The organism is Methylobacterium sp. 88A (genome assembly GCF_000376345.1).
In the GTDB taxonomy this organism is placed as follows: domain Bacteria; phylum Pseudomonadota; class Alphaproteobacteria; order Rhizobiales; family Beijerinckiaceae; genus Methylobacterium; species Methylobacterium bullatum.
The window spans coordinates 1762647-1788126 of sequence record NZ_AQVT01000001.1 but is presented as its reverse complement, the minus strand read 5'-3'; the positions used below and the strand labels follow the sequence as shown (position 1 = coordinate 1788126).

The window sequence follows — 25480 nt, the reverse complement described above, 5'->3', positions numbered from 1 at the left end:
CCGGTTTCCTGGTGGGTGAGGTGAAGAGGGACGGATGATCGGTCAGGCGACCGGGACCTGCATCGCGAAGCCGAGACCGGCCTCGTCGATCCGGCGGGTGAAGCTTCCGCCGAGGCTGCGTTCGATGGTCTGCTTCAACAGGCGGGATCCGAAGCCGCCGCCATCGGACGCGACCGCCCCCGAGGATGCCGAGGTCTCCTTCCAATCGAGCGTCAGCGTGCCGTCCGCAACGCGGCCCGTCACCGTCAGCGTGCCGCCTCCCGACAGGGCGCCGTACTTGGCCGAGTTGGTGGCGAGCTCGTGCAGGATCATGGCGTAGTCGTTGACCTTGTCGGGAGGCGCCACGGCGGCCTCTTCGACGTCGATCGCGATGTTGCCGCCGTCGAGATAGGGGGACAGGATCCGCTCGGCCAGCGTCCGCAGCCTGACGTTGCCGTGGTCGCCGGCCTGTGCCCGCGTGGCGAGGGTTGTGGCTTCGTGCAGCACGCCGAAGCGTTGCGACAGGTCCTCGGCGAAGTGCGGAGTCGACGTGGCGCCCCGGGCGACGATGGCGGTCAGCGCCCGGGCGACGGAGAACATGTTCGAGACGCGATGGGCGAGCTCCGCCGTCAGGAGGTGCTCGGCCTCTTCGGCGCGTTTCTGCCGGGTGACGTCGAGAAAGATGGCCTGGACCCATTCGCCGACCTTGCCGGCCTCCCCACCCACGCCGCGGGCGGAGACCCAGCGTGCGTGAGGGCCGTCGCCGATGCGGAAGTCGAAGCTGTAGGGATGGGAATCCGCCTCGCTCGCCGCCCAGTCTCGCATCATCGCGCTGCGGTCTTCCGCGTTCACGCGCTCGAACAGATCGTCGATGGGGACGACGGACTCGGAGGTTCCCCAGAACTCGCGGCAGAGCCCATCGAGCTGGGCCAGCCTACGCGTCGGTGACCAGGCCCACAGGGCGACGCCGCCACGATGGATGGTGTCGGTAAAGCTCGCCAGCGTCCACTCGTAGCCAGTCGACGTCACATCCTCGGCCATGCAATTCCTGATCGATCCCTGAAACACCGGCGATGCCGATCGCATCGCCGGGGGGACAAGCCGCACGGCCGTAATTTGCTCCCTCACGCCATCGTCATCATACAACCGCGGCGATCGTTTCTCCTTGCGAAACCGCAAGCGGTCGGACCGCCCCCATCCTCCCTGGCGTTCGAGGCTTCAGGTCGGGCCGATTCCCGGTTCGACGAGGAGGGGCAGGTGGTCCGTGGCCCGGCCCGACGACGACATGGTCGATCCACCTCGCAGGCGGCGACGACGGATGCCGTGGGACAGGACGCGGACGCCGATCGAACGGGAGGGCACGGACCGTGACCGGCGCGCGCGCGCCCCCGCGAAAGAGAAAGAGGATGCCGCTGCGGCGCTCAATCGTCGTCGTCGTCGACGGGGGATCCGGAGGGGATCGGGCTGCCGTTCTCGACCCCGTTCTCGAACATGCCGGGCGGACCGTCGAAGCCGACGACGCCGTCCGGATTGTCCGGCGACACGTTGGGGTCCACCGGCGGCGGCATGGTCCGGTCGAGGCGGCGCTCGATGCGTTCCTCGCGGCGCAGATCCTGGGTGATCGGCACGTCGCGGGGGCTCTGGGCCAGGGCCTCGGCGGCCGGGGACGCCGCGAAGAGCCCCAGCAGGATAGCGGATCCGAACTTCATCTCATGCCTCCAGGCGCCGGGTCGGCTCCGTCGCCAGAGGTTATCGAGCCGCGGCCAATAAAGACCAGTCAATTTTGATGCTGAAGAACGATTAAAACAGGCTCGCGAGGACTGTAATTTGCGCCGATGCGGGCGAGCGCTTCTCGAATTCTGCGCGCATGCATGGTCGTCCGCGTATCGGGCGGGACAGCGCGGGTGAGACCGCGCCCGCCTCCGGTCGACCGGCGGATGTGGGGCCGCCGCTGCGCCGGCCCGCGCATTGCTAAGCTCCGTCCATCGGCGTTGGGTCGGGTCGGTGGAACGCTCTTCCCGTCGATGACCGAAGGCGCGCCGCGTCCCGATCGTTATCCTCGTTCGCAGATGACACCCGAGACATCAGGACGAAACAGACACCTGGGACGTTGTCCTTTTCGGAAAGGGAGATCTGAATGGACACGAGCCTCATTGCGATGAACGACGAAGCCAACCGGATCGGCTCCGAGCGACTTCTGACGCAGCTGCGCGAGGAGGGGCTCGTCTATCGTCTCTGGGTCACGGGCACGGCGAAGGGAAGCCGCCTGCACATGCAGGTCAACGGGCTCGACGACGAACTCGAAGGCCGCCTCGTCCGCGTCCTCAGGGGCCGGGGCATGCAGCTCGATATCCAGCCGCTGACGTCGTAGGCGGCGCGGCCCGCCGCTCACGCTCCACGACGTGTCGCCGAGGCGGCGCGGGGCCGTTCCAGCGAGGCGGAGACCGCCCAGAGCGCCAAGCCACCGAGTGCCAGGGCGACGCCGACCCAGCCGGTGGAGGGCAGGCCGAACCCGGCGGTGAGGGCGAGGCCGGCGAGCCAGGGGCCCAGGGCATTGGCGAAGTTGAAGGCCGAGTGGTTGAGCGCGGCAGCCAAGGTCTGCGCGTCCTCAGCCACGTCCATCAGCCGGGTCTGCAGGATGGTGGCGAGGCCGCCCCCGCAGCCGATGAGGAACACCACCGGCGCCAGGGTCCAGACGCTCTCCACCGCGAACGGGTAGAGGGCGAGAGCCGCCGCCGCCCAGACCAGGGTCAGCCCGGCCGCCGGCATCAGGGCGCGGTCGGCGGCCCAGGCGCAGACGAGGTTGCCTGCCGTGAGGCCGAGGCCGAACACGGCGAGCACCAGCGGGATCGCCACCGGCGCGGCATGGGTGACCTCGATGAGCGTCGAGGCGAGATAGGTATAGACCGAGAACAGGCCGCCGAAGCCGATGGCGCCGATGGCCAGGGTGAGCCAGACCTGCCCGCGCCGCAGCGCCCCGAGTTCGCGGAGCGCACTGGCGCCCGACGCAGGACGGCCGAGGGGCGCCAGGACCCGCACCGCCACCGCCGTCAGCAGCGCCAGGACGGCGACGAGCCCGAAGCTCCAGCGCCAGCCAACGAGCTGGCCGATCCCGTTGGCGAGGGGCACGCCGGCCACCGTGGCGAGGGTGAGACCGAGGATCACCCGCGAGACCGCCTGGGTCCGCCGCTCCCGTGGGACGAGGGAGGCGGCGACGAGAGCGGCCACGCCGAAATAGGCGCCGTGCGGCAGGCCCGCCAGGAATCGGAACAGCAGCATCCCGTGATAGTTCGGGGCCAGGGCCGACAGGACGTTGCCCAGCGCGAACAGAACCATCAGCCCGACGAGCAGCGTCCTGCGGGCCATGGTGGCCGCCAGCACCGCGATGACCGGCGCACCGACGACCACGCCGAGGGCGTAGGCGCTGATGACGTGGCCGGCGGTCGGCGCGTCGATGCCGAGATCGGGCGCGAAGGCCGGAAGCAGGCTCATCGTGGCGAATTCGGTGGTACCGATGGCAAAGCCGCCCATGGCCAGGGCGGTGAGGACGAGGCCGGGATGCCGGCTGGGCGCGGCATCCGGCAGGCTGAGAGTGCCGGAACGGGTATCGAGGGTGGTGCCGGTCATCGGGCCGCTTTCAAGTCTCGTTCGCGGTCGCCACGCAGGGAACAGGCCGCGTGAAGCAGGGCGAGATGGCTCAGGCCCTGCGGTGTGTTGCCGAGATGGTCGCCGGTGTCGGGATCGACCATCTCGCTCATCACGCCGACGCCCCGGGTGACGGCGCTCAGCGTGCCGGTGAAGACCGCCTCGGCCTCGTCCTGCCTTCCGAGCTCGGCCAGGGCCTCCACCAGCCAGAACGAGCAGGCGACGAAGGCGCCCTCCTCCGTCTCCGCTCCAGAATAGCGATAGAGAAGCGGGCCGCGCCCGAGTTCCTCGCGGATCGCGTCGAGGGTGGAGGACAGGCGGTCGCGCCCGTCGAAGCCGAACCGGACCGCCAGGGTCAGGGAGGCGTCGAGGCGGTCGGTGCCGGGATAGAACGTATAGGCTTGGCGCGTCTGCGACCAGCAATGCTCCTCGATCCAGGCCTGGATCCGATCCCGCTCCCGCGACCAGCGCGGCACGCAGGTCGCCGAGATATGGCCGGCCTCCGCCAGTTCGACGGCGCGGGCCAGCGCCTGCCAGGCGCTGATCTTCGACATCGTGTAATGCTGCGGGACTTCCAGTTCCCAGATCCCGGCATCCTTCTGGCGCCAGCGGTCGGCGCATTCGTCGGCGAGGTCCGCCAGGACCGTCGCGCTCTTCTGGTCGAGGATGTTGCCGTCGGCGACGAACAGGGTCGCGGTCTCGAAGATGTCGCCGTAGATCCCGTGCTGGTGCTGGCGGGCCGCCGCGTTGCCCACCCGGACCGGGCGCGACCCGCGATAGCCGGCAAGATCGAGGGAGGTCTCCTCCGGCACCTTCCCCCCGCGCAGGGTGTAGAAGACCTGCGCCCCATGCGCGCCGAGATGCTTCATCAGCCAGGAGAAGGCGGCCTTCGCCTCCGGCATCGCGCCGACGCGCAGGAAGGCGTTGACGGTATAGCCGGCATCGCGGATCCAGGCGTAGCGGTAATCGTAGTTCTTCGGCCCGCCGATCCGTTCGGGCAGGGAGGTGGTGGCGGCCGCGGCGATGGCGCCGCTCGGCGAGTAGAGCAGCAGCTTCAGGGCGAGACCGCTGCGCCGCACCTCGGAACGGTGCGGGCCGTCGTAATGCAGCCCCTCCGCCCAGTGCCGCCAGGCGTCGTCGCTGACATCGATGCGCTCGTCGATCTCCGCGATGGTGGGGATGCCGAGCGGCTCGTCCTCACCGGCCAGAAGCGCCACCAGCGCGCGCTCCCCCTCCCCCAGCGTCACCGTCGCGGCGATGGTGCGGTCCTCTTCCTCGAGGATGCGGATGTTGTCGCTGAACCGGATCACCCCGAGGACCGGTCCCACATGGAAGACGCAGCCGTTGGGGTTCGGCTGGAGCCAGGGCGAAAGCGAGTCGCCGCGCGTGCCGAAGACGGCGCGGATCCGGAACGTCACCGTGCCGGAGACGCCTTCCAGCCGGCGCGCGAGTTCGCACCAGGGCAGGCGGCCGGCACGGCTGCTGTTGAGGGATTCGGTGATCCGCGCCGTGCCGGTCGCGGTGGTGACGATCGTCTCCAGCACGTTGCTGTCGGTGCGGTAGCGCCGCTCCATCGTGAACGGGCCATCGGGGCGAACCTGGAAATAGCCGCCGCTGTCCGGCTCCAGGAGCCGGTCGAACAGGGGCGGCGAATCCATTTCGGGGACACACCACCACGCCACCGCGCCGTCCGGGCCGACGAGGACGACGGAACGGCCGTCGCCCAGGGCGGCATAGTCCTGGATCGGGTGCTCCGTGCCGTCCGGGTCGATGCGCCGGGCATCGACGGTGAGGTCGGTGCCCGCCTGGGCTCGGTCATTCATCGCGGGAGCTTGTGGAGCGAGGGACGGGAACGGTCTCGAAATGGAAGGGCTAGTTCAGCGGAACCTTGTCCTTGCCCTTGCCGGGATTCGACGTGTTGACGAGCTCCGGCGATTTTTGTGCCGAGAGCGTCTGTTCCTGGGCCTTCGTGTCGATGCGCTTGGTGCGGGTGAAGGGTTCGAGCGTCTGGGACGTCCCGGTCTGCAGGGCGCGGACGATGCCTTCGATCACACGAAGATCGGCCAAGCCTTCTTCGCCATCGGGCTCGGGCTCGCGGTCATGAAGGATGCAATCCGAAAAGTATTTCAGCTCGCCGCCGAAATGGTCGGTGTTCTTGAAGCTGGCGTGGCTCTTGTCCTCGCCGATGGTGACGGTGTGCTCCAGGGGCTTGCCGTACATGTAGGCCGGGTTGACCTCGACGCTGCCCTTGGTGCCGACGACCGAATAGCTGTCGAGGGTATTGCCGTAATAGGACAGCACGAACTGGGCGATGCGGTTCTGCGGGAATCGGAGCGTCACCGCGACGGTATCGTCGAAATCGCCGAGGCCGGCTTCGGGGTGGCGGATGCCCACGGCCGAGACCACCTCCGTCGGCTCGTCGCCGAAGATGTAGCGGGCGGCGTTGATCGGATACGGACCCATGTCGAAGATCGGGCCCGCCTCGATGCCGCTCGTCGCCCGATGGTTCTCGGGCGAGACCATCTGGGTGAAGGTCGAGGAGAAGGTCAGGAGGTCACCGAGCTGGCCGGAGCGGATCAGGTCGATGGTCGCCAAGGTGCAGGGCTCGAAATGCAGCCGGTAGGCCACCATGAGCTTGGCGCCGGAGGCCTTCTGCGCCGCGATGATCTCTCTCGACTTCTCCGCCGAGATTTCCAGCGGCTTCTCCAGGAGGACATGGATTCCGGCCTTCAAGGCGGGAACCGCGAACTCCGCATGACGCCAGTTCGGCGTGGCGAGATAGATCGCATCGATCGTGCCCGAGGCCAGCAGCGCGTCGAACTCCTCGTAGCCGTAGGTATCGGTGACGCCGTATTGCGCGCCGACGCCGCGCGCCTTCTCCGGGTCGCCGGTGACGAAGGCGACGATCTCTGAATTGCCGGTGTGCTTCACGCCGGGCAGCATGGCTTCCTGCGTGATGTCGCCGAGGGCGACGAAGGCGTAGCGGACCTTTTTCGAAGAGGTCAGGCCGAGGGCGGAGGCGATGCTCATGGGGATGTCCGTATCGGGCGGGCGTCGTTCGGTGCCGGCCTGGAATGCGCGGGAACCGGGCGAGGCGGCGATGACGGGCCGTGCGGCGACGACAGACGTGCCCCATCGCCCCGGTGACCACGCGCCGGCTTTCATGAGGAGGGAACGTTGCACTGCAACAGAGGTTGCCGCGTCGCCCGGTCGCGCCCGCTTGGCGGGCCGCGTCAGCGCGAGACGGCGAGCCGCAGGATGCGCGACAGGTCGGCCACCGAATAGGGTTTGCGCAGGAGCTCGAACCCATGGCTGCCCTCCTCGGCGAGGACGTGGCTGTAGCCCGAGGTCAGCACGATCGGCAGGTCCGGCCATGTGCGGCGGATCGCGTGGCCGAGATCGATGCCGTTCATGCCCGGCATGACCACGTCGGAGAAGACCACCTCGAAACCGGCGGAGTCGCGCGCCAGGGCTTCGAGGGCCTGCTGCGCATCCGTCACCCAATGCGTGACGTAGCCGAGTTCCTGCAGGGCCTGGGTCGCGAAGGCGCCGACCTCCGCGTTGTCCTCCACCACGAGCACGCGGGTGCCGTGCCGCTCGGCCAGGGGCGGGGGCTCCCGCACCGGCTCGGCCGCCACGGCCTCCCCCGCCGCGCGCGGGAGATAGAGGGTGAAGGTCGTGCCCTGGCCAAGGCGGCTTTCCACCACGACTTCGCCGCCCGATTGCTTGGCGAAACCGAAGACCTGGGACAGGCCGAGGCCGGTGCCCTGCCCCACGCCCTTGGTGGTGAAGAACGGCTCGAAGATCCTGTCGAGCACCTCCGGCGCGATGCCCGAGCCGGTATCGGCGACGGAGACGGCGACGAAATCCCCCCGGATGCGGGGATGCGCGCGCACGGCCGGGATGATCGACGCGCGGCGAACCCGGATGGTGAGCCGGCCCTCGCCGTCCATGGCGTCGCGGGCGTTGACGACCATGTTGACGAGGGCCGTGTCGAACTGGCTCGGATCGGCGTCGATGAGGCAGGCCAGCGGCTGTCCCGCATCGTCCCGGCCGGTCTCGATCTGGGTCACGACCTGGATGCGCGCGCCCGTGAGCGTGCCGACCATGTCGGCCACGGAGGCCACGCCCTTGGCGACGTCGAAGACCTCGGGCGTCAGGGATTGCCGACGGGCGAAGGCCAGGAGCTGGCCGGTGAGCTTGGCCGCGCGGGTCACCGTATCCGAGATGGCGTCGACATAGCGCCGCCGGCGCTCCTCCGGCAGGTCGGGACGGCGCAGGAGGTCGGTGGAGGACCGGATCACGGTCAGCAGGTTGTTGAAGTCGTGGGCGACGCCGCCGGTGAGCTGGCCCACGGCTTCGAGCTTCTGCGATTGGCGGAGCTGCTCCTCCAGGGCCTTGCGCTCGGTCACGTCGCGGCCGGCGGCGTAGAAATGGTCGCCCTGGGGAATCGCGTTCCAGGAAATCCAGCGCTCGCTGCCATCCGCCGCCATCTGCCGGATGTCGAGGTTGTCCAGGATGGCGCCGCTCCGCAACTGGTCCATGGCCTGTTCGGCCGCCTTGCGGTCCTCGGGATGCACGAAGGCGTCGAACCGCGCGCCGACCAGGGAATCCGCGGGCCAGCCCAGCATCTCGTTCCAGGCCGGATTGACCGACCGGTAGAGTCCATCGAAGCCGCAGATCACGAGGAGGTCGCGGCTCGCGCGCCAGACGAGGTCGCGCTCCGTGGTCCGCTCGCGCGCCGTCGTCCTGAGCACGGTCTCGGCTTCGCGCCGGTCGGTGATGTCGTTGAACAGGATGGCGACGCGCCGCTGGACGGGTTCTCCGATGCGCAGGGCGTGCACGTCGAACCAGCGGCCCAGCGTCACCGCCCCGCTCTCGAACCGCACGGGATTGCCGCTCAGCGCGACCTCGCCATAGGTTTCGAGCCAGCGGGGTTCGATGCCGGGAATGACCTCGCTCACCCAGCGGCCCTCGACGTCGCCGAGGCCGGCCTGACGTTCGAAGGCGGGATTGACCTCGATGAAGCGGTAATCGATGGCGCGGCCCGTGGCGTCGAACCGCATCTCGACGATGCAGAACCCGGCATCGATGGCGTCGAACAGCGTCCGGTAGCGGGCCTCGCTCTCGGCGAGCTTGCCCTCCTCGGTGCGAAAGCGGGTGACGTCGAGCTGGCTGCCGAAGAAGTAGCGCAGGCGCCCGTTCCGGTCGAAGACGGGGCTGACATAGAGTTCGTTGCGGAACGGCGTTCCGTCGCGGTGATAGTTGATGATCTCGACCACAACGTCGCGCCGCGCCGCGATGGCGTCGCGCACGCGCGCCACGTCGGCCGGGTCGGTTCCCGGCCCCTGCAGGAACCGGCAATTGTGCCCGACGAGTTCCTCGGCCGAGTAGCCGCACAGGTCCTGGAAGGCGCGGTTGGCGAAGACGATGGGATTGTCGGGCTGGTTCGGGTCGGTGATGATTTGCGGCATGCGGGTCTTCTCCGCCGCCGTGAACAGCAGTTCCGGCCCCGCCGCCGAGGTCTTCTGGCCGCTCTCCGGGGAATGGATGCCGGACGCGATCTCCGCCTTCAGCCGCGCGATCTCGGCTTCGAGATCGGCCTCGCGCTGCCGCAGCCGATCGATGTCGTCCTCCATACCGCCCGTTCCCCTCCGGCCGCCGCGTTCATCCGGGCTCGAGGGAGCCCAACGGTCGAGACTGCGGTCGGCTCCCTAACCCATCGGGCGGGCGGCCGTCGCGCATCCGAAGGGTCCCCGTTCCGCCCTCACGATCGGGCGTCGCTCGCGACGAAAGTGCTGCCTCAGCCGTCCCGGTGACGCCATCGCGCGGAACGACGCAGAGGACGTCCGGAGCGGGGCCGCGATCAGCCGATGACGTCGTCGTCCCATTCCACCCGCGGATAGGAGACCGGCGGCTCGCGCAGAACCCAGAGCCCCAGGCATCCCACGGCACAGACCGAAGCGCTGATGTAGAGGATGAAGTCGAGCACGGACGAGGCCCTCGCGGCAGGCTGATGATGGGCCATTCTCCCGTGGCACGGCTAAGAAAGCCTGAACGCTCGGAATACAGCGGCGTTTAGAGGGCCTCACAAAATTCCCGGTCACGGTCGGTTCTCGCTCGGAGCACGACGGCGCAGCGCGAGTTTTGTGGGAGACACTTAAACACTTACCCTTGGAACTGTGTGTCAGTGGCATGGCAGCGATTGGTAGAGACTGATGTTCAGCCAGAATCAGCCTCACGTGGCGCCCCGTCCGTATCATCAGAGGAAAGAGGATCGAAAAGATCGCCGACGTATTTTTCGAGCGATTGTTCTGAGCGAGCAGTGGGTGCTTCAGGAAGCTCATCCATCTCGACCACCTCAAGCGAGCTACCAGCAGCGAGCCGCCTGATGTCGCGGTCGTTGCTGTAGATGACGCTCGCTCCCTCGACGAGGGCAATGGATACGATTTGACGGTCGTACTTCACCTTGGCCCATGAAGGCGATCCCTCCTTCTTGTCGCCGGCTTTGATAGCCTCCCGGTGAGCCGCGGCGGCTTCTACGGCTGCCCGCTCCGCAAAGGGCGCCACCTTGAAGCGCGCAGAGGCATTGATGATTGCGAGGTATCTCGGTGCTGCGTCACCTGCCCCGACAAGCACCTCGCTTAGGGCAGGTGCTGGAATGATGATGGTCGCCTTCTCCTTGTCGAGGGTCGCCAGGAGGTGGGTGAGGCGTGGATCCAAGTCGCCCTTCTCGCCGTATCGGCTGTCGAACAGGATGATGAGGAAGGAGCTATCGAAGGCAACCAGCATCTAGTGCTGGTCTCCCTGATCGCGTCGCAACCCGAGTAGATCGGTCAGCGACTGATCCCCCCACGCTCCCCCTTCTACTGCATGAAGACGCTCTACCATCTCGGCCAGAGACGACTCGTCCAGAACCTCGAAATCCTCAATGTCGAACCGCTGCAAGGTCCACGTCTTGTCTTCTTCGCGGACCCATTTTCCGCTCCCATGCACCCGCAGCTTGGCCCCAAGGTAGTGTTGGGCGAGGCGCTTCGAGACCGCAATGGAGGCTTGGCAGATGTACTCGGCCTCGCCGTCACGGAGCAGGACGGGGATTGTTTCGTCACGACCGCCGAGCCGTATGACGATACCGTCAAGCGAACCGCGCTCACGGAAGGGGCCGTACTGCATCGGCTTGGGCCGGGTCCGGCCGGGGAAGGCGATGATGTCCGCGCCCTCAGGTGGGATCAATGTTCCAATGGCGTTATCGCGAGCAAGTAGGTTGTCGAGGGTCTTGAACGCTTCCAGGGCCTCCCTTGGGGCGCGGCCTTCCCGAACTCGTTGCAAACGCTCCCCCACCTTGGGAACCGCGGGCTCTTCGATCCTCGAGACAAGGATGGCACTCCCAGGCTCCAGATCCTTGAAGTGGACATGGTCCTGTTCGCCAAGCAGGCGTGCGAGTCCGGCCATGTACTCGGCAAGCCGAGCCATAGGGATCGTGTCGATGCTGAATGCGTCGATCCTGAACCGGTACTCGCTCATAGCCCTGCGGTTGTGTTCTCAATCCGTTCGGCCGTCAATCGGTTGAAGCGTCCCAACCATCTGGTACCCCTACCAGAGGCGATTTGGCATCATTCCTTGCCGATGCAATGCGTCCCAGAACCCTCCCCTCTTCGCCGAGAAGTGAAATGGGCGATGTCCGCCAAATGGGTCCTCGCGTTGACGGTCCTGGTCTTCTTGACCACCGGCCGGGCGCCGGGAATGCGTGAGCTGCGAAATCCCGACGCCGAGTCCGGCCATTCCCGCATCGTCCACATGGTCAAGCGCGTGTCCGAGTGAGGATGCGCGGCCCGTCGTCCGCCACCGCATGCGCCGGCGCGGTGAGTGCTACGGGGCGGCGGCCCGCCGGGTGGCGGCGAGGGCCGCCGCCTTGCCCCCGGCCGCGTAGAGGTCGAGCCGGGAATACAGGCCGAAGACCGAGCCGTCGTCGAGGAAGCCGCCGGCCGGGCCGAGGGTGTCGGTGAGGATGGCGTTGGCCTCGGCAAGCGTCACCGCCGGATAGGCGGCGGTGAGGAGGTGTCCGGCCTCCGGCGCGACCCGCGCGACATCCACCGCCTGGCCCGACCGGTCCCGATGCACCACCGGCAGGCCGTAGGTCTGGGTGGAGGCGTAGAAGGCCCCGTTGGCGGCGGCATCCTTGAACCGGCTCCGGTCGGCGGCGGCGCAGGCGGCCACCGTGTCGCCGCAGCCCTCGCGAAGGAAGGCCTGGAGTTCCGCGCGCGCAGCCTTCAGGGCCTCGGGATAATCCGTGATGGTCACCGCGCCGTCGGTGGCGCGGCTCATCTCGTTGTCGATGGCCGGGTTCGCGCGGGTCTGGCCCACATAGGCGGGGTCGTTGGCCAGCAGATGGGCGACGGCGTGGAGCGCGACGCTCCGGCCTCCGAGCACGTCCATGGCGTAATGGGCGCCGACCACGATGCGGTTGTTGCCGTACTCGGCGCCGCGCGCGATCATCTGCTGGTAGCGCTCGGGCACCAGCAGGGCGAGGAGCAGGGATTCCGTGTAGCCGTAGGTGGTGTGCCCGCTCGGATAGGACGGGCTGTCCGTCAGGTTCTGTTTCGGCCCCCGCAGCCAGTCCATGCTGTGCGAGGCGGCGCCGAAATAATCCTCGCCGCGATAGGCGAGAAGGCTCGGCTCGGTCTGGAACGGGCGCGAATTGCCGAAGGCGTCGGCACCCGGTGTCCCGGCGGGACGGTCATAGGCCCTGCCGAAGACATCCGTCGTGCCGCCGAGCTTGGTGAGGATGGCGCGGGCGGGTTCGGAGACGGGGGCCTCGCCATTCGTCGTCGCATTGGCGAAGAAGTACTTCCCCGCATTCGAATCCGACTTGGTGATGTTGTTGGTGTAGCCGATCAGGCGGGCGAGGCTGCCAGAGACGCTGGTGAAGGTCTTGAAGTCCTCGTAGCGCGCCTTGGCCTGGTAGGCCTCTCCCAGGGCGGTGCCGAGGCCGTCGGCGAGCTGCGCGGCGTTGCCGTCGGTGATGAAGCAATCGCGCAGGGCGAGCCGCTGCTGCTCGGCGAAGGGCAGCAGCAGCGGCTGGTCGTGCCGCCCCATCTGGATGTCGCCGGTGACCGTGAGGTTCGCCGCCAGCGCCGCCTTGCCCTCCGGCGTCGCCGCCAGGGCGCTCACCGGCGCCAGCCCGCGCAGAGCTTCCAGATTCGTCGCCGATTGTGCCAGCGCGTGAGCGGGCGCCAGGGCGAGGCATGCGATGAGCCCGAGCGTGCGGGCCGTGTTCGTGCGTGGTCTGGTCATGGCACCGGAATCAGGCTGTCGTGGCGGTGGCGCAGGCTAGCAGAGTGCTCGGCCCGCCGCCGCCGGATTTCGCGGCGGATCACGCGCATCATTCCGTGACGCCCGCGTGACCGTTCTCCGGCGGCCGGTCGAGGACCGCCCCTGGCGGCATGTTCCTCCAAGACATATCGGCGCTTGGCGCCAATGGTGCATCTCGGCTCCCACTGAGCCAAAGCCCATCGGGACCGATGACCGCCCAAAAGTCGCCCTCTACGTCTTGCTGCACGATTCCTTGCCGCAGAATTCCCCGCCGCACGATCCCCCGTCCTTGCCGGCCGTCGCCCGCCGCGCGCCGGTCATGTCCGTTCGGCGCCTGCGTCCAGCGTGGTCCGGCACGAGGGGAATCGGCGTGAGCGAGCTCGACGGCTGGGCCGAACGCCGCCGCATCGCCGAGCAGGCGCGCGGCGAGCGCGCATGGTCCCTGTGGGGGCCGTATCTCGCCGAGCGCCAATGGGGGACGGTGCGGGAGGATTACAGCCGCGACGGCAATGCCTGGCGCTCGCTGACGCATGAGGAGGCACGCTCGCGCGCCTATCGCTGGGGCGAGGACGGGCTCGCCGGCATCTGCGACGAGCGTGGGCAGATGTGCCTGTCCCTCGCCCTGTGGAATGGCCGCGACCATATCCTGAAGGAACGGCTCTTCGGCCTGACCAACGAGGAGGGCAACCACGGCGAGGACGTCAAGGAGGTCTATCACTACCTCGACGCGACCCCGAGCCATGCCTACCTGAAGTTCCTCTACCGCTATCCGCAGGCCGCCTATCCCTATGACGAGCTCGTCCGCGAGGGGCTGCGCCGGGGCCGGGACCAGCCGGAATACGAGATCGAGGACACGGGCGCCTTCGCCGAGGACCGCTTCTTCGACGTCACCGTGGAATACGCCAAGGAGGAGATCGACGACATCCATGCGGTGATCACGGCGACCAACCGTGGCCCGGAGGCGGCGGATCTGCGCCTCGTGCCGCAGCTCTGGTTCCGCAACATCTGGTCGTGGCGCGAGGGACCGCCGGAATCGCGCCCCAGGATGGCGGTGCAGCCCGATGGGAGCATCGCCTGCGAGCATCCGCGCCTCGGCCGCTACCGGCTCTCCTATGACGGCGAGCCGGAGGTGCTGTTCTGCGAGAACGACACCAACCTGCGCCTGCACGGCTACCAGCCCGACGCCCCCGGCCCGTTCAAGGACGGGCTCCACGCGGCCATCGTCGGGGGCGACGAATCCGCCGTGCGGCGGGATCGGGGGACCAAGCTCGGCCTGCATTACGCCTTCCGCCTCGAGCCCGGCGAAACCCGGCGGGTGAACCTCAGGCTGTCGGCGGGGTCGCGGCCCCGTCCGGTCGACCACGAGGGCGCCATCCTGCTGCGCCGGATCGCCGAGGCGGACGCCTTCTACGACGCCCTTCAGGACGGCATCGCCGATGCGGATTCGCGCGCCATCTTCCGCCAGGCCGCCGCCGGGCTGATCTGGTCGAAGCAGCTCTATTGCTACGACGTGCGGCTCTGGCTGAAGGGTGACCCGCTCCAGCCGGCCCCGCCGCGCGAGCGCGACGGCGGGCGCAACGTCCACTGGCGTCATTTCGCCGGGTCCGACGTGCTCTCGATGCCGGACAAGTGGGAATATCCCTGGTTCGCGGCCTGGGACCTCGCCTTCCACTGCCTGCCTCTTGCGCTGCTCGACCCGGATTTCGCCAAGAAGCAGCTCCTGCTCCTCACCCGCGAATGGTACATGCACCCCAACGGCCAGCTTCCGGCCTACGAATGGGAGTTCGGCGACGCCAACCCGCCGGTCCATGCCTGGGCCACCTACCGGGTGTTCGAGATCGACCGCGACCGGCGCGGCGGGCGCGGCGACCTCGCCTTCCTGGAAGGCGTCTTCCACAAGCTCCTGATCAACTTCACCTGGTGGGTGAACCGCAAGGACGCTGACGGCCGCAACGTCTTCCAGGGCGGCTTCCTCGGCCTCGACAATGTCGGGGTGTTCGACCGGTCGCGCCCGCCCCCCGGCTTCGGCCGCATCCACCAGGCCGACGGCACCGCCTGGATGGCGATGTATTCGCTCAACATGATGCGCATCGCCCTCGAACTCGCGCTCCACAACGACGTCTACGAGAGCACCGCCTCGAAGTTCTTCGAGCATTTCCTGCTCATCGCCGAGGCGATGACCGACATGGGCGGCGAGGGCTTCGGCCTGTGGGACGAGGAGGACGAGTTCTACTACGACGAGGTCGACATTCCCGGCGGCGGGATGCTGCCGTTGCGCGTCCGCTCCGTGGTGGGGCTGGTGCCGCTCTTCGCCGTCGAGGTGATCGAGCCCTCGGTGCTGCAGCGGCTGCCGGATTTCGCCCGGCGCCTGAACTGGCTCCTCGAGAACCGCCCCCACCTCGCCTGCCTCGTCTCGCGCTGGGACGAAGGCGGCGTCGGCGACCGCAAGCTGCTATCGCTCCTGCGCGGGCACCGGATGAAGGCGCTGCTGCGGCGCATGCTCGACGAGGCCGAGTTCCTCTCGGACCACGGCGTGCGCTCCCTGTCGAAGGCGCATCTGGAGCGGCCCTATTCCCTCAACGGGTTCGGCGACGCGTTCACGGTGCGCTACGACCCGGCCGATTCCACATCGAACATGTTCGGCGGCAATTCGAACTGGCGCGGCCCGGTCTGGATGCCGGTCAACTACCTCGTCGTCGAGGCGCTGCGGCGGTTCCATTCCTATTACGGGGACGACTTCCTGGTGGAATATCCCACCGGATCGGGCACGTTCCTGACCCTCAACGCCATCGCGGACGCCCTCACCGACCGCCTGATCTCCCTCTTCGCCAAGGGCGAGGACGGTAAGCGGCCGGCCTTCGGCGATCGCCCGCCCATCGCCTCGGCCCCCGGTGCCGACGACGCCCTGCTGTTCCACGAGTTCTTCGACGGCGATACCGGCCGCGGCCTCGGCGCCTCCCACCAGACCGGTTGGACGGCGCTGATCCTCAACCTGCTGCACCAGAAGGCGCGGCGGACGGAGGTGGAGACAGGTGAAACGGCGGCGTGACGGGCCATGTGATGGGCGACCTGCGGTTCCCGGGTAAGGTGGCATCCCGTTTGCCCGAGCTCGGAACCCTGATAGCTTTGAGTAATTGTCTGATCAGCATAACCCGACGTGCAACTCGATATTGAGCGGAGCGGGATCTCCCCTGGGTCTCGTGTTTGGCCCTGAATGGCGCTGTCATCCACACAGGGCAGCAACTGGTCGCTACGGCGAACGCTCAAGCCCTGCCAGGTTGGGCACGTCTCGGTCTTGGACTCCGCTGCTCGGCCTTATTGGAAGGGGGCCGCACAATGTTCCGCGCCAATGTATTGAATGTGGCGGGGCGAATTACTGGAACTGCACAGCTTCTCTACCGATCGTAGGATTTGCCGCGAGTGCTGATGCCGTACAGCATTGAAGAGTAGGGCAGTCGGGCAATGATGGTTGCCTGGCTCGCTACCCTACCGGCGACCATGCCTCGGCAAAGGAGGTTCACATTCCCCATTTCCCGCTCACAGAATGCATCTGGGCTGTCGATGAAGTTCAGATTCGTCAACCGTGAGATGATGACGGTTCGCCCTTCAGGTATGGCGCCGATAGGCTGGATGACGAAGATCGTGACGAACTGTGCAGCGATGACAAGCGCGACAGCCATAATAGCGAGGGTGGCTAGCGCTTTCTTCAAGAGACCGCTCCTCGAAGCATGGTCTCTAAGTCCTCACGGTTTTTGAATTTAATCGTTCGGCCATTGACGATTGCCACCACGCCACCGTCTGGCTCATTCCGGTAGGGCGTGCTGCCAATCACACCATCGGCGGCAAAGTCCACTGCTGACTCACGCACAGGGGTGAACCCCTTGCTGGCCAATTGAAGTGCTTTCTGCTTGTTGGCCTCTTCGCTCCCCTCGGCAGGTTTCATAATAAGCGCATGAGGCAACGCAACAATAAAGAGGGCCGCACCGTAGATCCACCACAGCGCGAACGACTGCCCTTTTTTCTGAGCAATGAAAGCTGGGATCAACCCAATTAGGGCTGCGATTACAAGGATTTCCACTTCCCGCCCCTAACTGCCTTCACCCGCATTCTACCGAAGGTGGTGGTATCCGCTAGGTACAAAGGCAGACAGACGGCTTGAGGGAATATATCCTATGGCATTAATGTCACAGGGTCTCGGCTCTGTTGTCGATGTTGATCGACCTCTCATCGGCAACTGTGCGGCCCGCGCGAGTACCGGTCGGGACAGGAACGCATGCCCGTTCCGATACTCTGACGGCTTGCCGTCGGGCTCGTCCCCTGGCAGGCGTGTTCCATGCCGGAAACCTCGCCCGCCCGCCGTCCCCTCTCCGCCCTGCGCAACGCCCTCCGGAGCGAGGCGAGCGGCGGATTGATCCTGATGGCGAGCGCCGTGCTCGCCCTGATCGTCGCCAATTCCCCCCTCGCGCCGAGCTATTTCGCCCTGCTCGGCGCCTATGTCGGCGGCCTCAGCGTGCTGCATTGGGTCAATGACGGACTGATGGCGCTGTTCTTCCTGCTCGTCGGCCTGGAGATCAAGCGCGAGGTGCTCGATGGGCGCCTGCGCACCTGGCCGGACCGTGTCCTGCCGGGGGTGGCGGCGTTGGGGGGCATGGTCGCCCCGGCGCTGATCTATGTCCTCGTCAACCGGTCCTCGCCCGAGACCCTGCGCGGTTGGGCGATCCCCACCGCCACCGACATCGCCTTCGCGCTCGGCGTCCTCGCCCTGCTCGGATCGCGCGTTCCGGTCTCGCTGAAGGTGTTCCTCACCGCACTCGCCATCATCGACGACCTCGGCGCGGTGCTGATCATCGCCGCCTTCTACACCGCCGACCTGTCGTTGCCGATGCTGGCGGGGGCGGGCGTCACCGTCGCGCTCCTGGTCGGGCTCAACCGCGCGGGCGTGAGCCGCCTCTCGCCCTATCTCGTCCTCGGCGCGGTCCTGTGGTTCCTCGTGCTGAAATCCGGCATCCACGCCACCATCGCGGGGGTGCTCCTCGCTTTGACCATTCCCCTGCGCCCGAGCCCCGCCAGACCCGACGATCCGGCCTCGCCGCTCCACAAGCTGGAACATGCGCTCCATCCCTGGTCGGCCTATCTCGTCCTCCCCGTCTTCGGCTTCGCCAATGCGGGCGTGTCGTTCAGCGGCATGTCGCCGGCGATGCTGTCCGACCCGGTGACGCTGGGCGTGGCCCTTGGCCTGTTCGCCGGCAAGCAGATCGGCGTGTTCGGCGCGGTCGTCGCCGCCGTGAAGCTCGGCCTCGCCCAGCGCCCGGCCCATGCCGGCTGGTGGCAGATCTACGGCCTGTCGCTCCTCTGCGGCGTCGGCTTCACCATGAGCCTGTTCATCGGCCTCCTCGCCTTCGTGGATAATCCCGGCCTGGAGACGGAGACCAAGATCGGCGTGCTTCTCGGGTCCGTGACGTGCATGATCGCCGGAGCTATCGTTCTATTTCTTGCACCGCGTCCGGTGCGGGAGGCTGGCTCCGCGGCGTGAGGACGCGCCCCCGGTCAAAAACCCGCGGGGCAAGACAATCTTAATCGGAGCATCCTACGCTGCGCAGTCGGAGAGCGGGATGAATCGAAAGGCAGGCTCGGCGTTCGGCAAGGCGGCATTGACGGTTTCCGTGGCGGCAGCTGTCGGCTCGGGCCTCTTCGCCACCCATGGCATGACCGACGACGCCACCGCCTGGCGCAGCGCCTTCGCGCGCCCGTCCGCATTGGCCGTGCCCGACGGCATTCCCGATACGGAGGCGCAGGTCGAGCTCGGCCGGACGCTGTTCTTCGATCCGGTCCTGTCGCGATCCCGCTCCATCTCCTGCGCCACATGCCACGAGCCGTCGCGCCATTGGGGTGACGGGCGCATGCGCGGCATCGGCGAGCCCGGGATCGAGCTGAAGCTGCGCACGCCCACCCTGCTCAACGTCGGCTGGATCGCGCCGCTCGGCTGGGACGGCAAGTTCCCGGACCTCGAATCCGTCGCCTTCACGCCGATCACCGGCCCCAACCTCATGAACCTCTCGGAAGAGGAGCTCATCGCCCGCCTGCGGGCCGACCCGGATTACGTCGCCGCCTTCGCCGCGACCTTCGAGGATCGCGAGATCACGCGGGGCGGGATCGAGCGGGCGCTGGCCGCGTTCCAGCGCACCATCGTCTCGGGAAGCGCGCCGTTCGACCGCTGGCGCGACGGCGATGCCTCGGCGATCGGAGCCTCCGCGAAGGCGGGGTTCGCGCTGTTCAACGGCAAGGCCGGATGCCACGAATGCCATGGCGGCTGGGCGTTCACCGACGGGTCGTTCCACGATATCGGCGTCGGCCGGGACGACGATATCGGGCGGGGACGCCTGTTCCCCACGTCGAAGAGCCTGCAATACGCCTTCAAGACCCCGACCCTGCGCGATGTCGCGCAGCGCGGCCCCTACATGCATGACGGTTCGGTGGCGACCCTGCGCGACGTGATCGATCTCTACGATCGCGGCGGCATCGAACGCCCGAGCCGGTCGCCCAAGATCAGGCCGCTCCATCTCTCCGAGACCGAGAGAGCCGATCTCCTGGCGTTCCTGGACACGTTGACGGCTGCGGAGCCCAAGCAGAAGGCCGCGTCGAAGTGAGTCTCCGGCGCGGGCTTCGCCGTCTCGAAGCGCGCCGCTGAAGTCGCCGACGGGTTGCCGCTTCGGTTCTACCGGAACAGCGTCAAGCCGACACCGGCGAGCGACAGGCCCACGATCATCAGCGATCCGCCCCAGGTCTCGTAGGCCGCGGCCCGCGCCGCCACCCGCGTCGACGCATAAGCGAAGCTGCCGCCCGCGATCAGGGTGGACAGGCTGAGTGTTGTAATCACGCGAGAGCCTTTCTGCTTGATGCGAAGCGAGGGCTTGGGCGCCGCCCCTCCATGACTATCAGAGTTTGCCGAATGATCCCGTCGATAATCCCATCGATGATCTCGACGCACGGCGACGCTGTTGCTCGGGGGTGACGCTGTGGTCCCTCTTCAGCCAGAACGCATACGCCGACCGGGCTTCATCCGCGAGAGTCCACCGGCGGCCGGCACCGGAATCATGGCAGGAGCGACACATCGCCGACCATGCTGACGCTGCTGAAGATTCATTAACGAAATCCTTTCAGGATCGCCAGAAACTACGTAGAACAATGTCGCTGCCGCCGGCCGTCGGCGTTTCAGCTTTCGCCGAGGCTTCATCACATGAGTCTGCGTTGTCGGTTGCCCGGCCCCAGTGCATTGTCCGCCGCCCTGTTTGTGCTCGTTACGGGCTCCACTGGAGCCAGTGCTCACGTCAAATGGTTCTGTGCTTTCGACGTCGCTGGTTCGCCGGTCGGTCTTGCCGAGGTACTGTGCGATAGCTTCGAGCAACTCGTCATCGTCTCGCTCCTGGCCCTGTTCGTCGGCGCGCTGCTCGAGCGGACGATCCTCGGCGAGGCGATGATGCGCTCCCTCGACCGGGTCACGGCCTGGGCGCGGGAGAACACCGAGCTGATGTTCCGCGCGGTCTGCGGCGGCTTCTTCGTCTCGCTCTGGACGCTCGGCGGCGTGATCCTCACGCCCGAGCTCACCACCACCAGCACCGCCCTGCCCTGGTTCCAGCTCGCCATCGCCGCCGGATTCCTGTGGCGGCAGACGATGCCGCTCTCGGCGCTCGGCATCGTCGTCCTGTTCGGGATCGCGGTGGCGAATTACGGCGTGTTCCACCTGGCCGATTATCCCGTCTTCCTCGGTGTCGCCGCCTATCTCGCCCTGACGGGCCTCCGGCGGGAACTGTTCGGGATCCGGCCCCTCGACATCGTCCGCTACTCGGCCGCCGTGACGCTGATGTGGGCCTCGGTGGAGAAATGGGCCTATCCGCAATGGTCCTACCCGCTCTTCATCGACCGCCCGGAACTGACGATGGGGTTCGACGGCGCCTTCTTCATGAAGGCCGCCGGCGCGGTGGAATTCGCCCTCGCCTTCGCGCTGATCTGCACGCCCCTGGTGCGCCGCCTGGCGGCGATCGTGCTTGCGGCGGCCTTCGTCTCCGCGATCTTCGAGTTCGGCAAGGTCGACGCGATCGGCCATTCCCCGATCATCGTGGCGATGGTGGCCATCGCCGCCGACGATGTCAGGGTCCCCCTGCGGGTCCGCCAGCTGGCGACCCTCCCCTTCGGATACGGGGCCGCCCTCGCGAGCTTCATCGGGCTCTATTACGGCGCCCATGCCGCGCTGTCGGCGGCCGGCGCCCTGTAGCCCGGGCCGGCATCCGAGACGCGTCGCGGTCAGTTGCCGTCGACGCGGACCGCCAGCTTCATCTTGGGGTGGATGCCGCACAGGACGGCGAAGGTCCCGCTCACGGGGAAGACGATCTCGGCCTTGCCGCCCGGCTCCTGATCGCCGGAATCGTAATGGAACGTCGGCGAGTCGACATAGGCGTGATGCAGGAGATCGCCGTCGTCGTTGACGATCTGGACGGTCTCCCCCTTCTTGATCACCAGGGCGCTCGGCTGGAACGCCCGGCCCTTCTGCGAGACGCGGTAGACCTGTCCGGCCGCCGAGGCATGGAGGGCGAAGGCGGCGACGCCGGTGGCAACGAGGGCGAACGCGAGACCGAGTGAAGTGATGCGTCTCATGCCGTCCGCCGATACGATTTCGTCCTTTTGCATCCTTGCCGGTGCAAGTAAACAGGCTGTTAATTGGCCAAAATTTACAAAGATTTCAAGCCCGACTTAACTATTGCAGGCGAAGAATTTCCGATGGCCGGATGAGACGAACTGGATGAAATCTATCTACGGTTGGAAATCTGCCAAGGCTGGCGAGAGGAACTGGCCGAGGCCCATCACCGCGGTCGCCTCTTTCGCGGGCACCATCCGCGGCCGGATTCTGGTCGCCTTTCTCATCATGAGCGCCATCACGGGCATCCTCGGATTGTCGGCGGCGTCAGGGATTCGCCGGGCCGACGAACTCGTGAGCCGGACTTTCGATCAGTCGCTCATGTCCATCAACTATGCGCGGGCCGCCGCCGCCGATTTCGCCAACATGCGCTCCCTGGAGGCCCGGCGGCGGATGAGCGCCGACCCCGGCGCGAAGGCGCAGCTCGAAGGCAGGCTCGACAGCCTTCGCCATGTCTTCGCGGAGGATCTCGCCGTGGCGGTCGAGCGCGCCCAGTCGAGCCGTGCGACCCAGGCGGCCCAAGCCGTGGAGCGGGCGGTGAAGGATTGGGACGCCGCCCGCTCCGTCCTCGCCGGCCGCGACACCCGGGATCCCGATTGGGACGCGGTCGACCGGCATGCCGGCGCCGTCGAGGAGCATCTCGACCTCTTCATCAACCACACCGCCGGCGACGGTTTCATCTACCGGCAGCAGGCCAGGGCCATCGTCGCCCGCGAGACCCAGATCAACCTCTTCGGCACCCTGCTGGCGCTGCTGATGTCCGCCTCCGTCGCCTTCCTGCTGGCCCGGCGCATCATGCGGCCGGTGGCGGACGCCTCCATGGTCGCCTCGCGGATCGCGGCCGGGGACCTCAGCGTGACGATCCCGTCCGGCAGCGCGGACGAACTCGGCGCCCTCCTCGCCTCCATGGGCGTCATGCGCGACAACATCCGCCGGGCGATGGAGCAGGAGGTCGCCCAGCGCATCTCGGCGGAGGCCCATCTCGCCGACGCCCTCGCGACCTCCCTCGAAGGCATCGTCGTGGTCGACGAATCCGGCCGGATCGCGCTCATCAACGGGCAGGCGGAGGATTTCCTCGGGTTCGGTCACGAGCCGCTGCCGCGGGACACGTCGATGGCCCGCGTCGCGTTCGAGGGCAACGCGCTCGCCCGCACCCTGCTCTCCGAGGACGACGATTGGACGGCGCCGCGCGAGACCCAGCTCTTCGACGGGCGCTGGCTCCGGATCAGCCGCAGCCGCACGCGCTCCGGCGGCTTCATCGCGGTCTGCAGCGACATCACCCTGCTCAAGGTCCAGGAAGCCCATCTCCAATCGACCAATCTTCGCCTCGACACCGCCCTCGACAACATGTCCCAGGGCCTGTGCCTGTTCGACGCCGAGGGGCACCTCACCGTGGTCAACCGGCGCTATTGCGAGCTGTTCGACCTCTCGCCGGACGACCTCCCCCTGGGCACGCCCTACGAGGACGTGGCCTCGCTCTATCTGGCCTCGGCCGAGGAGGGCACGGTCTTCGAGATCGAGGGGCGGCAGATCTCGGCCGCCGGTTCGGGCTTCCGCCAGATGGGCAACGGACGGGTCCTCGCCGTCACGCACAAGCCCGTGGCCGGGGGCGGCATGGTCTCCACCTACGAGGACGTGACCGACCGGCGCCAGGCCGATGCCCGCATCGCCTACATGGCGCGCCACGACGTCCTCACCGGCCTGCCCAACCGGGCCATGTTCGGCGAGCGGATCGAGGAGGCCCTGGCCCATCTCGGGCGCGGCGGCATGTTCGCCGTGCTCTGCCTCGATCTCGACCGGTTCAAGGAGGTCAACGACACCCTCGGCCACCCGGTGGGAGACGAGCTCCTGAAAGCGGTGGGCAACCGCCTGACCGCCTGCCTGCGCGAGGTCGACACCGTGGCCCGGCTCGGCGGCGACGAATTCGCCATCATCTTGGCGGGCGTGACCTATCCGGAAGAGGCCACCATCCTGGCGCGGCGGATCGTGGACGTGGTCAGCAACACCTACGAGCTCGACGGCCAGCAGGTCGCGGTCGGCGTCAGCATCGGCATCTGCCTCGCCCCCGGCGACGGCACCAGCTGCGACAAGCTCCTCAAGAACGCCGACGTCGCCCTCTACCGCGCCAAGGCCGACGGGCGCGGCACCTGGCGCTTCTTCGAGGTGGAGATGGACATCCGACTCCAGGCCCGCCGCGCCCTCGAACTCGACCTGCGCGAGGCGGTGGCCCAGGGCGCGTTCGAGATGTTCTACCAGCCGATCTACGATTTCCGCGGCCGCCGCGTCGGCGGGTTCGAGGCGCTGATGCGGTGGCGCCATCCCGAGCGCGGGCTCGTCTCGCCCGCCGAGTTCATCACGGTCGCCGAGGAGATCGGCCTGATCGTGCCGCTCGGCGACTGGGCCCTGCGCACGGCCTGCAGCGAGGCCATGCGCTGGCCCGACGGCATCCGGGTCGCGGTCAACGTCTCGGTGGCCCAGTTCCGGGACGGCATCGTCATCCAGTCCGTCAAGGACGCGCTGAGCGTGAGCCGCCTCCCCCCCGCCCGCCTGGAGCTCGAGATCACGGAATCGGTCCTGCTCAGGGACAACGCCGCCACCCTCGCCACCCTGCACGCCCTGCGCCGCCTCGGCGTCCGGATCGCCATGGACGATTTCGGCACGGGCTACTCGTCGCTGAGCTACCTGCGCAGCTTCCCCTTCGACAAGATCAAGATCGACCAGTCCTTCGTCCGCGACATCACCGCGGCCGACGAATCCGCCTTCATCGTCCGCGCCGTCATCGGCCTCGGCCTCAGCCTGCACATGCGCACCACCGGCGAGGGGATCGAGAACGAGATCCAGTTCGAGCGCCTGCGCCAGGAAGGCTGCGACGAGGGCCAGGGCTACTATATCGGCCGCCCCGACGACGCCGGGAGCATCCCCGATGTGCTGGACCGCTGGTCCGGACGGCGCGGAGCCACCAAGCACGCCGTGGCGTGAAGGGTTGGTCGGCGACCACGCCTACGCCTCTCCCCGCCGGGCGGGGAGAGGACGTCGTCCTCCCCTTGCCGGGAGGCGACGTGAGCCCGTCAGGGCGAGGGTGAGGGGTGCTCTCCGGGTATGGCTCCTCCGGCCGCGCCCCCTCACCCCCGGCTGCCGCCTCGCCGCGCCGACGACGGGGTCGTCGCGGCCCTCTCCCCGCGCGCGGGGAGAGGGGAATGCGCACCGGCCTCCGGGCCAGGTAGGCATAGGGTCCGTCCCTGTTCGGAAAAGGCTGGTCCCCCTCTCCCCGCCGGGCGGGGAGAGGACGTCGTCCTCCCCTTGCCGGGAGGCGACGTGAGCCCGTCAGGGCGAGGGTGAGGGGGTATCTCCGGGTGTGGCTCCACCGGCCGCGCCCCCTCACCCTCGGCTGCCGCCTCGCCGCGCCGACGACGGGGTCGTCGCGGCCCTCTCCCCGCGCGCGGGGAGAGGGGAATGCGCGCAGGCCTTCGGGGCCGAGAGCCGGAGGACACTTTCCTATTCGAAAAAGGCTGGTCCTCCTCTCCCCGCCGGGCGGGGAGAGGACGTCGTCCTCCCCTTGCCGGGAGGCGACGTGAGCCCGTCAGGGCGAGGGTGAGGGGGGCTCTCCGGGTATGGCTCCTCCGGCCGCGCCCCCTCACCCTCGGCTGCCGCCTTGCCGCGCCGACGACGGGGTCGTCGCGGCCCTCTCCCCGCGCGCGGGGAGAGGGAATGCGCACCGGCCTCCGGGCCAGGTAGGCATAGGGTCCGTCCCTGTTCGGAAAAGGCTGGTCCCCCTCTCCCCGCCGGGCGGGGAGAGGACGTCGTCCTCCCCTTGCCGGGAGGCGACGTGAGCCCGACAGGGCGAGGGTGAGG

22 protein-coding genes are annotated in these 25480 nt (G+C 67.8%); 7 read left to right on the top strand and 15 right to left on the bottom strand.

Going from position 1 to position 25480, the window contains the following annotated elements:
* Positions 1-42: 42 nt before the first annotated feature.
* The 3 genes from A3OM_RS0108500 to A3OM_RS0108495 all read right to left on the bottom strand — a co-directional run bounded on the left by A3OM_RS0108500 (position 43) and on the right by A3OM_RS0108495 (position 1688).
* A complete protein-coding gene (locus A3OM_RS0108500; protein ID WP_018043317.1) occupies positions 43-1020 on the bottom strand; it encodes an HWE histidine kinase domain-containing protein in 978 nt (325 codons plus the stop codon).
* Between the two features lie 177 nt (positions 1021-1197).
* Positions 1198-1341, bottom strand: a complete 144-nt coding sequence (locus tag A3OM_RS25775) for a hypothetical protein (RefSeq protein ID WP_157196459.1) — start codon at positions 1339-1341, stop codon at positions 1198-1200.
* Between the two features lie 59 nt (positions 1342-1400).
* Positions 1401-1688, bottom strand: a complete 288-nt coding sequence (locus A3OM_RS0108495; RefSeq protein WP_018043316.1) for a hypothetical protein — start codon at positions 1686-1688, stop codon at positions 1401-1403.
* 428 nt (positions 1689-2116) lie between these two features.
* Between A3OM_RS0108495 and A3OM_RS0108490 the strand changes: the two genes are divergently transcribed.
* A complete protein-coding gene (locus A3OM_RS0108490) occupies positions 2117-2350 on the top strand; it encodes a hypothetical protein (RefSeq protein WP_018043315.1) in 234 nt (77 codons plus the stop codon).
* Between the two features lie 17 nt (positions 2351-2367).
* Here the strand turns inward: A3OM_RS0108490 and A3OM_RS23680 are convergent, their stop codons facing one another.
* From A3OM_RS23680 to A3OM_RS0108455, 7 genes are all read right to left on the bottom strand, one after another.
* Positions 2368-3606, bottom strand: coding sequence for an MFS transporter (locus A3OM_RS23680; protein ID WP_018043314.1), 1239 nt, complete (start codon positions 3604-3606; stop codon positions 2368-2370).
* Entirely contained in the window at positions 3603-5447 is a 1845-nt protein-coding gene (locus A3OM_RS0108480; RefSeq protein ID WP_018043313.1) for a glycoside hydrolase family 15 protein, read from the bottom strand. The genes A3OM_RS23680 and A3OM_RS0108480 overlap by 4 nt, the downstream gene beginning before the upstream one ends.
* A gap of 49 nt (positions 5448-5496) precedes the next feature.
* Positions 5497-6654 (bottom strand): Gfo/Idh/MocA family oxidoreductase, encoded by a 1158-nt coding sequence (locus A3OM_RS0108475; RefSeq protein ID WP_018043312.1) that lies wholly within the window; start codon positions 6652-6654, stop codon positions 5497-5499.
* A 203-nt stretch (positions 6655-6857) separates the two neighbouring features.
* The gene (locus A3OM_RS0108470; protein ID WP_018043311.1) at positions 6858-9263 is read right to left on the bottom strand and encodes a PAS domain S-box protein; all 2406 of its coding nucleotides are present in this window, start codon (positions 9261-9263) and stop codon (positions 6858-6860) included.
* A 227-nt stretch (positions 9264-9490) separates the two neighbouring features.
* Positions 9491-9616 (bottom strand): hypothetical protein, encoded by a 126-nt coding sequence (locus A3OM_RS26555; RefSeq protein ID WP_274533767.1) that lies wholly within the window; start codon positions 9614-9616, stop codon positions 9491-9493.
* A gap of 230 nt (positions 9617-9846) precedes the next feature.
* Complete coding sequence (locus tag A3OM_RS23675; RefSeq protein WP_018043309.1) at positions 9847-10416, bottom strand: PIN domain-containing protein; 570 nt, start codon at positions 10414-10416, stop codon at positions 9847-9849.
* On the bottom strand, positions 10417-11148 hold the full coding sequence (locus tag A3OM_RS0108455; RefSeq protein ID WP_018043308.1) for a hypothetical protein: 732 nt from the start codon (positions 11146-11148) through the stop codon (positions 10417-10419).
* 153 nt (positions 11149-11301) lie between these two features.
* Between A3OM_RS0108455 and A3OM_RS26110 the strand changes: the two genes are divergently transcribed.
* Positions 11302-11445 (top strand): hypothetical protein, encoded by a 144-nt coding sequence (locus A3OM_RS26110; protein ID WP_018043307.1) that lies wholly within the window; start codon positions 11302-11304, stop codon positions 11443-11445.
* Positions 11446-11493: 48 nt separating this feature from the next.
* Here A3OM_RS26110 and A3OM_RS0108445 read toward each other — a convergent pair whose 3' ends face one another.
* Positions 11494-12918, bottom strand: coding sequence for a phosphatase PAP2 family protein (locus A3OM_RS0108445; RefSeq protein ID WP_018043306.1), 1425 nt, complete (start codon positions 12916-12918; stop codon positions 11494-11496).
* Positions 12919-13306: 388 nt separating this feature from the next.
* Here A3OM_RS0108445 and A3OM_RS0108440 point away from each other — a divergent pair, with 388 nt between their 5' ends.
* A complete protein-coding gene (locus A3OM_RS0108440; RefSeq protein ID WP_026175848.1) occupies positions 13307-15985 on the top strand; it encodes a glucosidase in 2679 nt (892 codons plus the stop codon).
* A 346-nt stretch (positions 15986-16331) separates the two neighbouring features.
* Here A3OM_RS0108440 and A3OM_RS0108435 read toward each other — a convergent pair whose 3' ends face one another.
* On the bottom strand, positions 16332-16646 hold the full coding sequence (locus A3OM_RS0108435; RefSeq protein ID WP_018043304.1) for a hypothetical protein: 315 nt from the start codon (positions 16644-16646) through the stop codon (positions 16332-16334).
* Entirely contained in the window at positions 16643-17014 is a 372-nt protein-coding gene (locus A3OM_RS26105; protein ID WP_018043303.1) for a hypothetical protein, read from the bottom strand. Before A3OM_RS26105 ends, A3OM_RS0108435 begins: the two co-directional genes overlap by 4 nt.
* A gap of 255 nt (positions 17015-17269) precedes the next feature.
* Between A3OM_RS26105 and nhaA the strand changes: the two genes are divergently transcribed.
* The gene (nhaA, locus tag A3OM_RS0108425) at positions 17270-18469 is read left to right on the top strand and encodes a Na+/H+ antiporter NhaA (RefSeq protein WP_018043302.1); all 1200 of its coding nucleotides are present in this window, start codon (positions 17270-17272) and stop codon (positions 18467-18469) included.
* A 79-nt stretch (positions 18470-18548) separates the two neighbouring features.
* Positions 18549-19583, top strand: coding sequence for a cytochrome c peroxidase (locus A3OM_RS0108420; protein ID WP_018043301.1), 1035 nt, complete (start codon positions 18549-18551; stop codon positions 19581-19583).
* Between the two features lie 68 nt (positions 19584-19651).
* Here A3OM_RS0108420 and A3OM_RS26100 read toward each other — a convergent pair whose 3' ends face one another.
* Positions 19652-19813 (bottom strand): hypothetical protein, encoded by a 162-nt coding sequence (locus A3OM_RS26100; RefSeq protein WP_018043300.1) that lies wholly within the window; start codon positions 19811-19813, stop codon positions 19652-19654.
* Positions 19814-20173: 360 nt separating this feature from the next.
* Between A3OM_RS26100 and A3OM_RS0108410 the strand changes: the two genes are divergently transcribed.
* Positions 20174-21208 carry a hypothetical protein gene (locus tag A3OM_RS0108410; protein WP_245257773.1) on the top strand — a complete coding sequence of 345 codons (1035 nt, stop codon included), beginning with the start codon at positions 20174-20176 and terminating at the stop codon, positions 21206-21208.
* Between the two features lie 29 nt (positions 21209-21237).
* Here the strand turns inward: A3OM_RS0108410 and A3OM_RS0108405 are convergent, their stop codons facing one another.
* Positions 21238-21588, bottom strand: a complete 351-nt coding sequence (locus A3OM_RS0108405) for a hypothetical protein (RefSeq protein ID WP_018043298.1) — start codon at positions 21586-21588, stop codon at positions 21238-21240.
* Positions 21589-21733: 145 nt separating this feature from the next.
* Here A3OM_RS0108405 and A3OM_RS0108400 point away from each other — a divergent pair, with 145 nt between their 5' ends.
* Positions 21734-24607 carry an EAL domain-containing protein gene (locus A3OM_RS0108400; protein WP_018043297.1) on the top strand — a complete coding sequence of 958 codons (2874 nt, stop codon included), beginning with the start codon at positions 21734-21736 and terminating at the stop codon, positions 24605-24607.
* Positions 24608-25480: the final 873 nt, after the last annotated feature.

Bases quoted from the DNA above. Each gene is read 5' to 3' on its own strand.
- A3OM_RS0108405 (WP_018043298.1), bottom strand. From the start codon at position 21,588: ATGAGACGCATCACTTCACTCGGTCTCGCGTTCGCCCTCGTTGCCACC.
- A3OM_RS0108455 (WP_018043308.1), bottom strand. From the start codon at position 11,148: ATGAGCGAGTACCGGTTCAGGATCGACGCATTCAGCATCGACACGATC.
- A3OM_RS0108420 (WP_018043301.1), top strand. From the start codon at position 18,549: ATGAATCGAAAGGCAGGCTCGGCGTTCGGCAAGGCGGCATTGACGGTT.
- A3OM_RS0108475 (WP_018043312.1), bottom strand. From the start codon at position 6,654: ATGAGCATCGCCTCCGCCCTCGGCCTGACCTCTTCGAAAAAGGTCCGC.
- A3OM_RS0108445 (WP_018043306.1), bottom strand. From the start codon at position 12,918: ATGACCAGACCACGCACGAACACGGCCCGCACGCTCGGGCTCATCGCA.
- A3OM_RS0108470 (WP_018043311.1), bottom strand. From the start codon at position 9,263: ATGGAGGACGACATCGATCGGCTGCGGCAGCGCGAGGCCGATCTCGAA.
- A3OM_RS0108480 (WP_018043313.1), bottom strand. From the start codon at position 5,447: ATGAATGACCGAGCCCAGGCGGGCACCGACCTCACCGTCGATGCCCGG.
- A3OM_RS23680 (WP_018043314.1), bottom strand. From the start codon at position 3,606: ATGACCGGCACCACCCTCGATACCCGTTCCGGCACTCTCAGCCTGCCG.
- A3OM_RS0108495 (WP_018043316.1), bottom strand. From the start codon at position 1,688: ATGAAGTTCGGATCCGCTATCCTGCTGGGGCTCTTCGCGGCGTCCCCG.
- A3OM_RS23675 (WP_018043309.1), bottom strand. From the start codon at position 10,416: ATGCTGGTTGCCTTCGATAGCTCCTTCCTCATCATCCTGTTCGACAGC.
- A3OM_RS0108400 (WP_018043297.1), top strand. From the start codon at position 21,734: ATGAAATCTATCTACGGTTGGAAATCTGCCAAGGCTGGCGAGAGGAAC.
- nhaA (WP_018043302.1), top strand. From the start codon at position 17,270: ATGCCGGAAACCTCGCCCGCCCGCCGTCCCCTCTCCGCCCTGCGCAAC.
- A3OM_RS26110 (WP_018043307.1), top strand. From the start codon at position 11,302: ATGTCCGCCAAATGGGTCCTCGCGTTGACGGTCCTGGTCTTCTTGACC.
- A3OM_RS0108410 (WP_245257773.1), top strand. From the start codon at position 20,174: ATGAGTCTGCGTTGTCGGTTGCCCGGCCCCAGTGCATTGTCCGCCGCC.
- A3OM_RS0108490 (WP_018043315.1), top strand. From the start codon at position 2,117: ATGGACACGAGCCTCATTGCGATGAACGACGAAGCCAACCGGATCGGC.
- A3OM_RS0108500 (WP_018043317.1), bottom strand. From the start codon at position 1,020: ATGGCCGAGGATGTGACGTCGACTGGCTACGAGTGGACGCTGGCGAGC.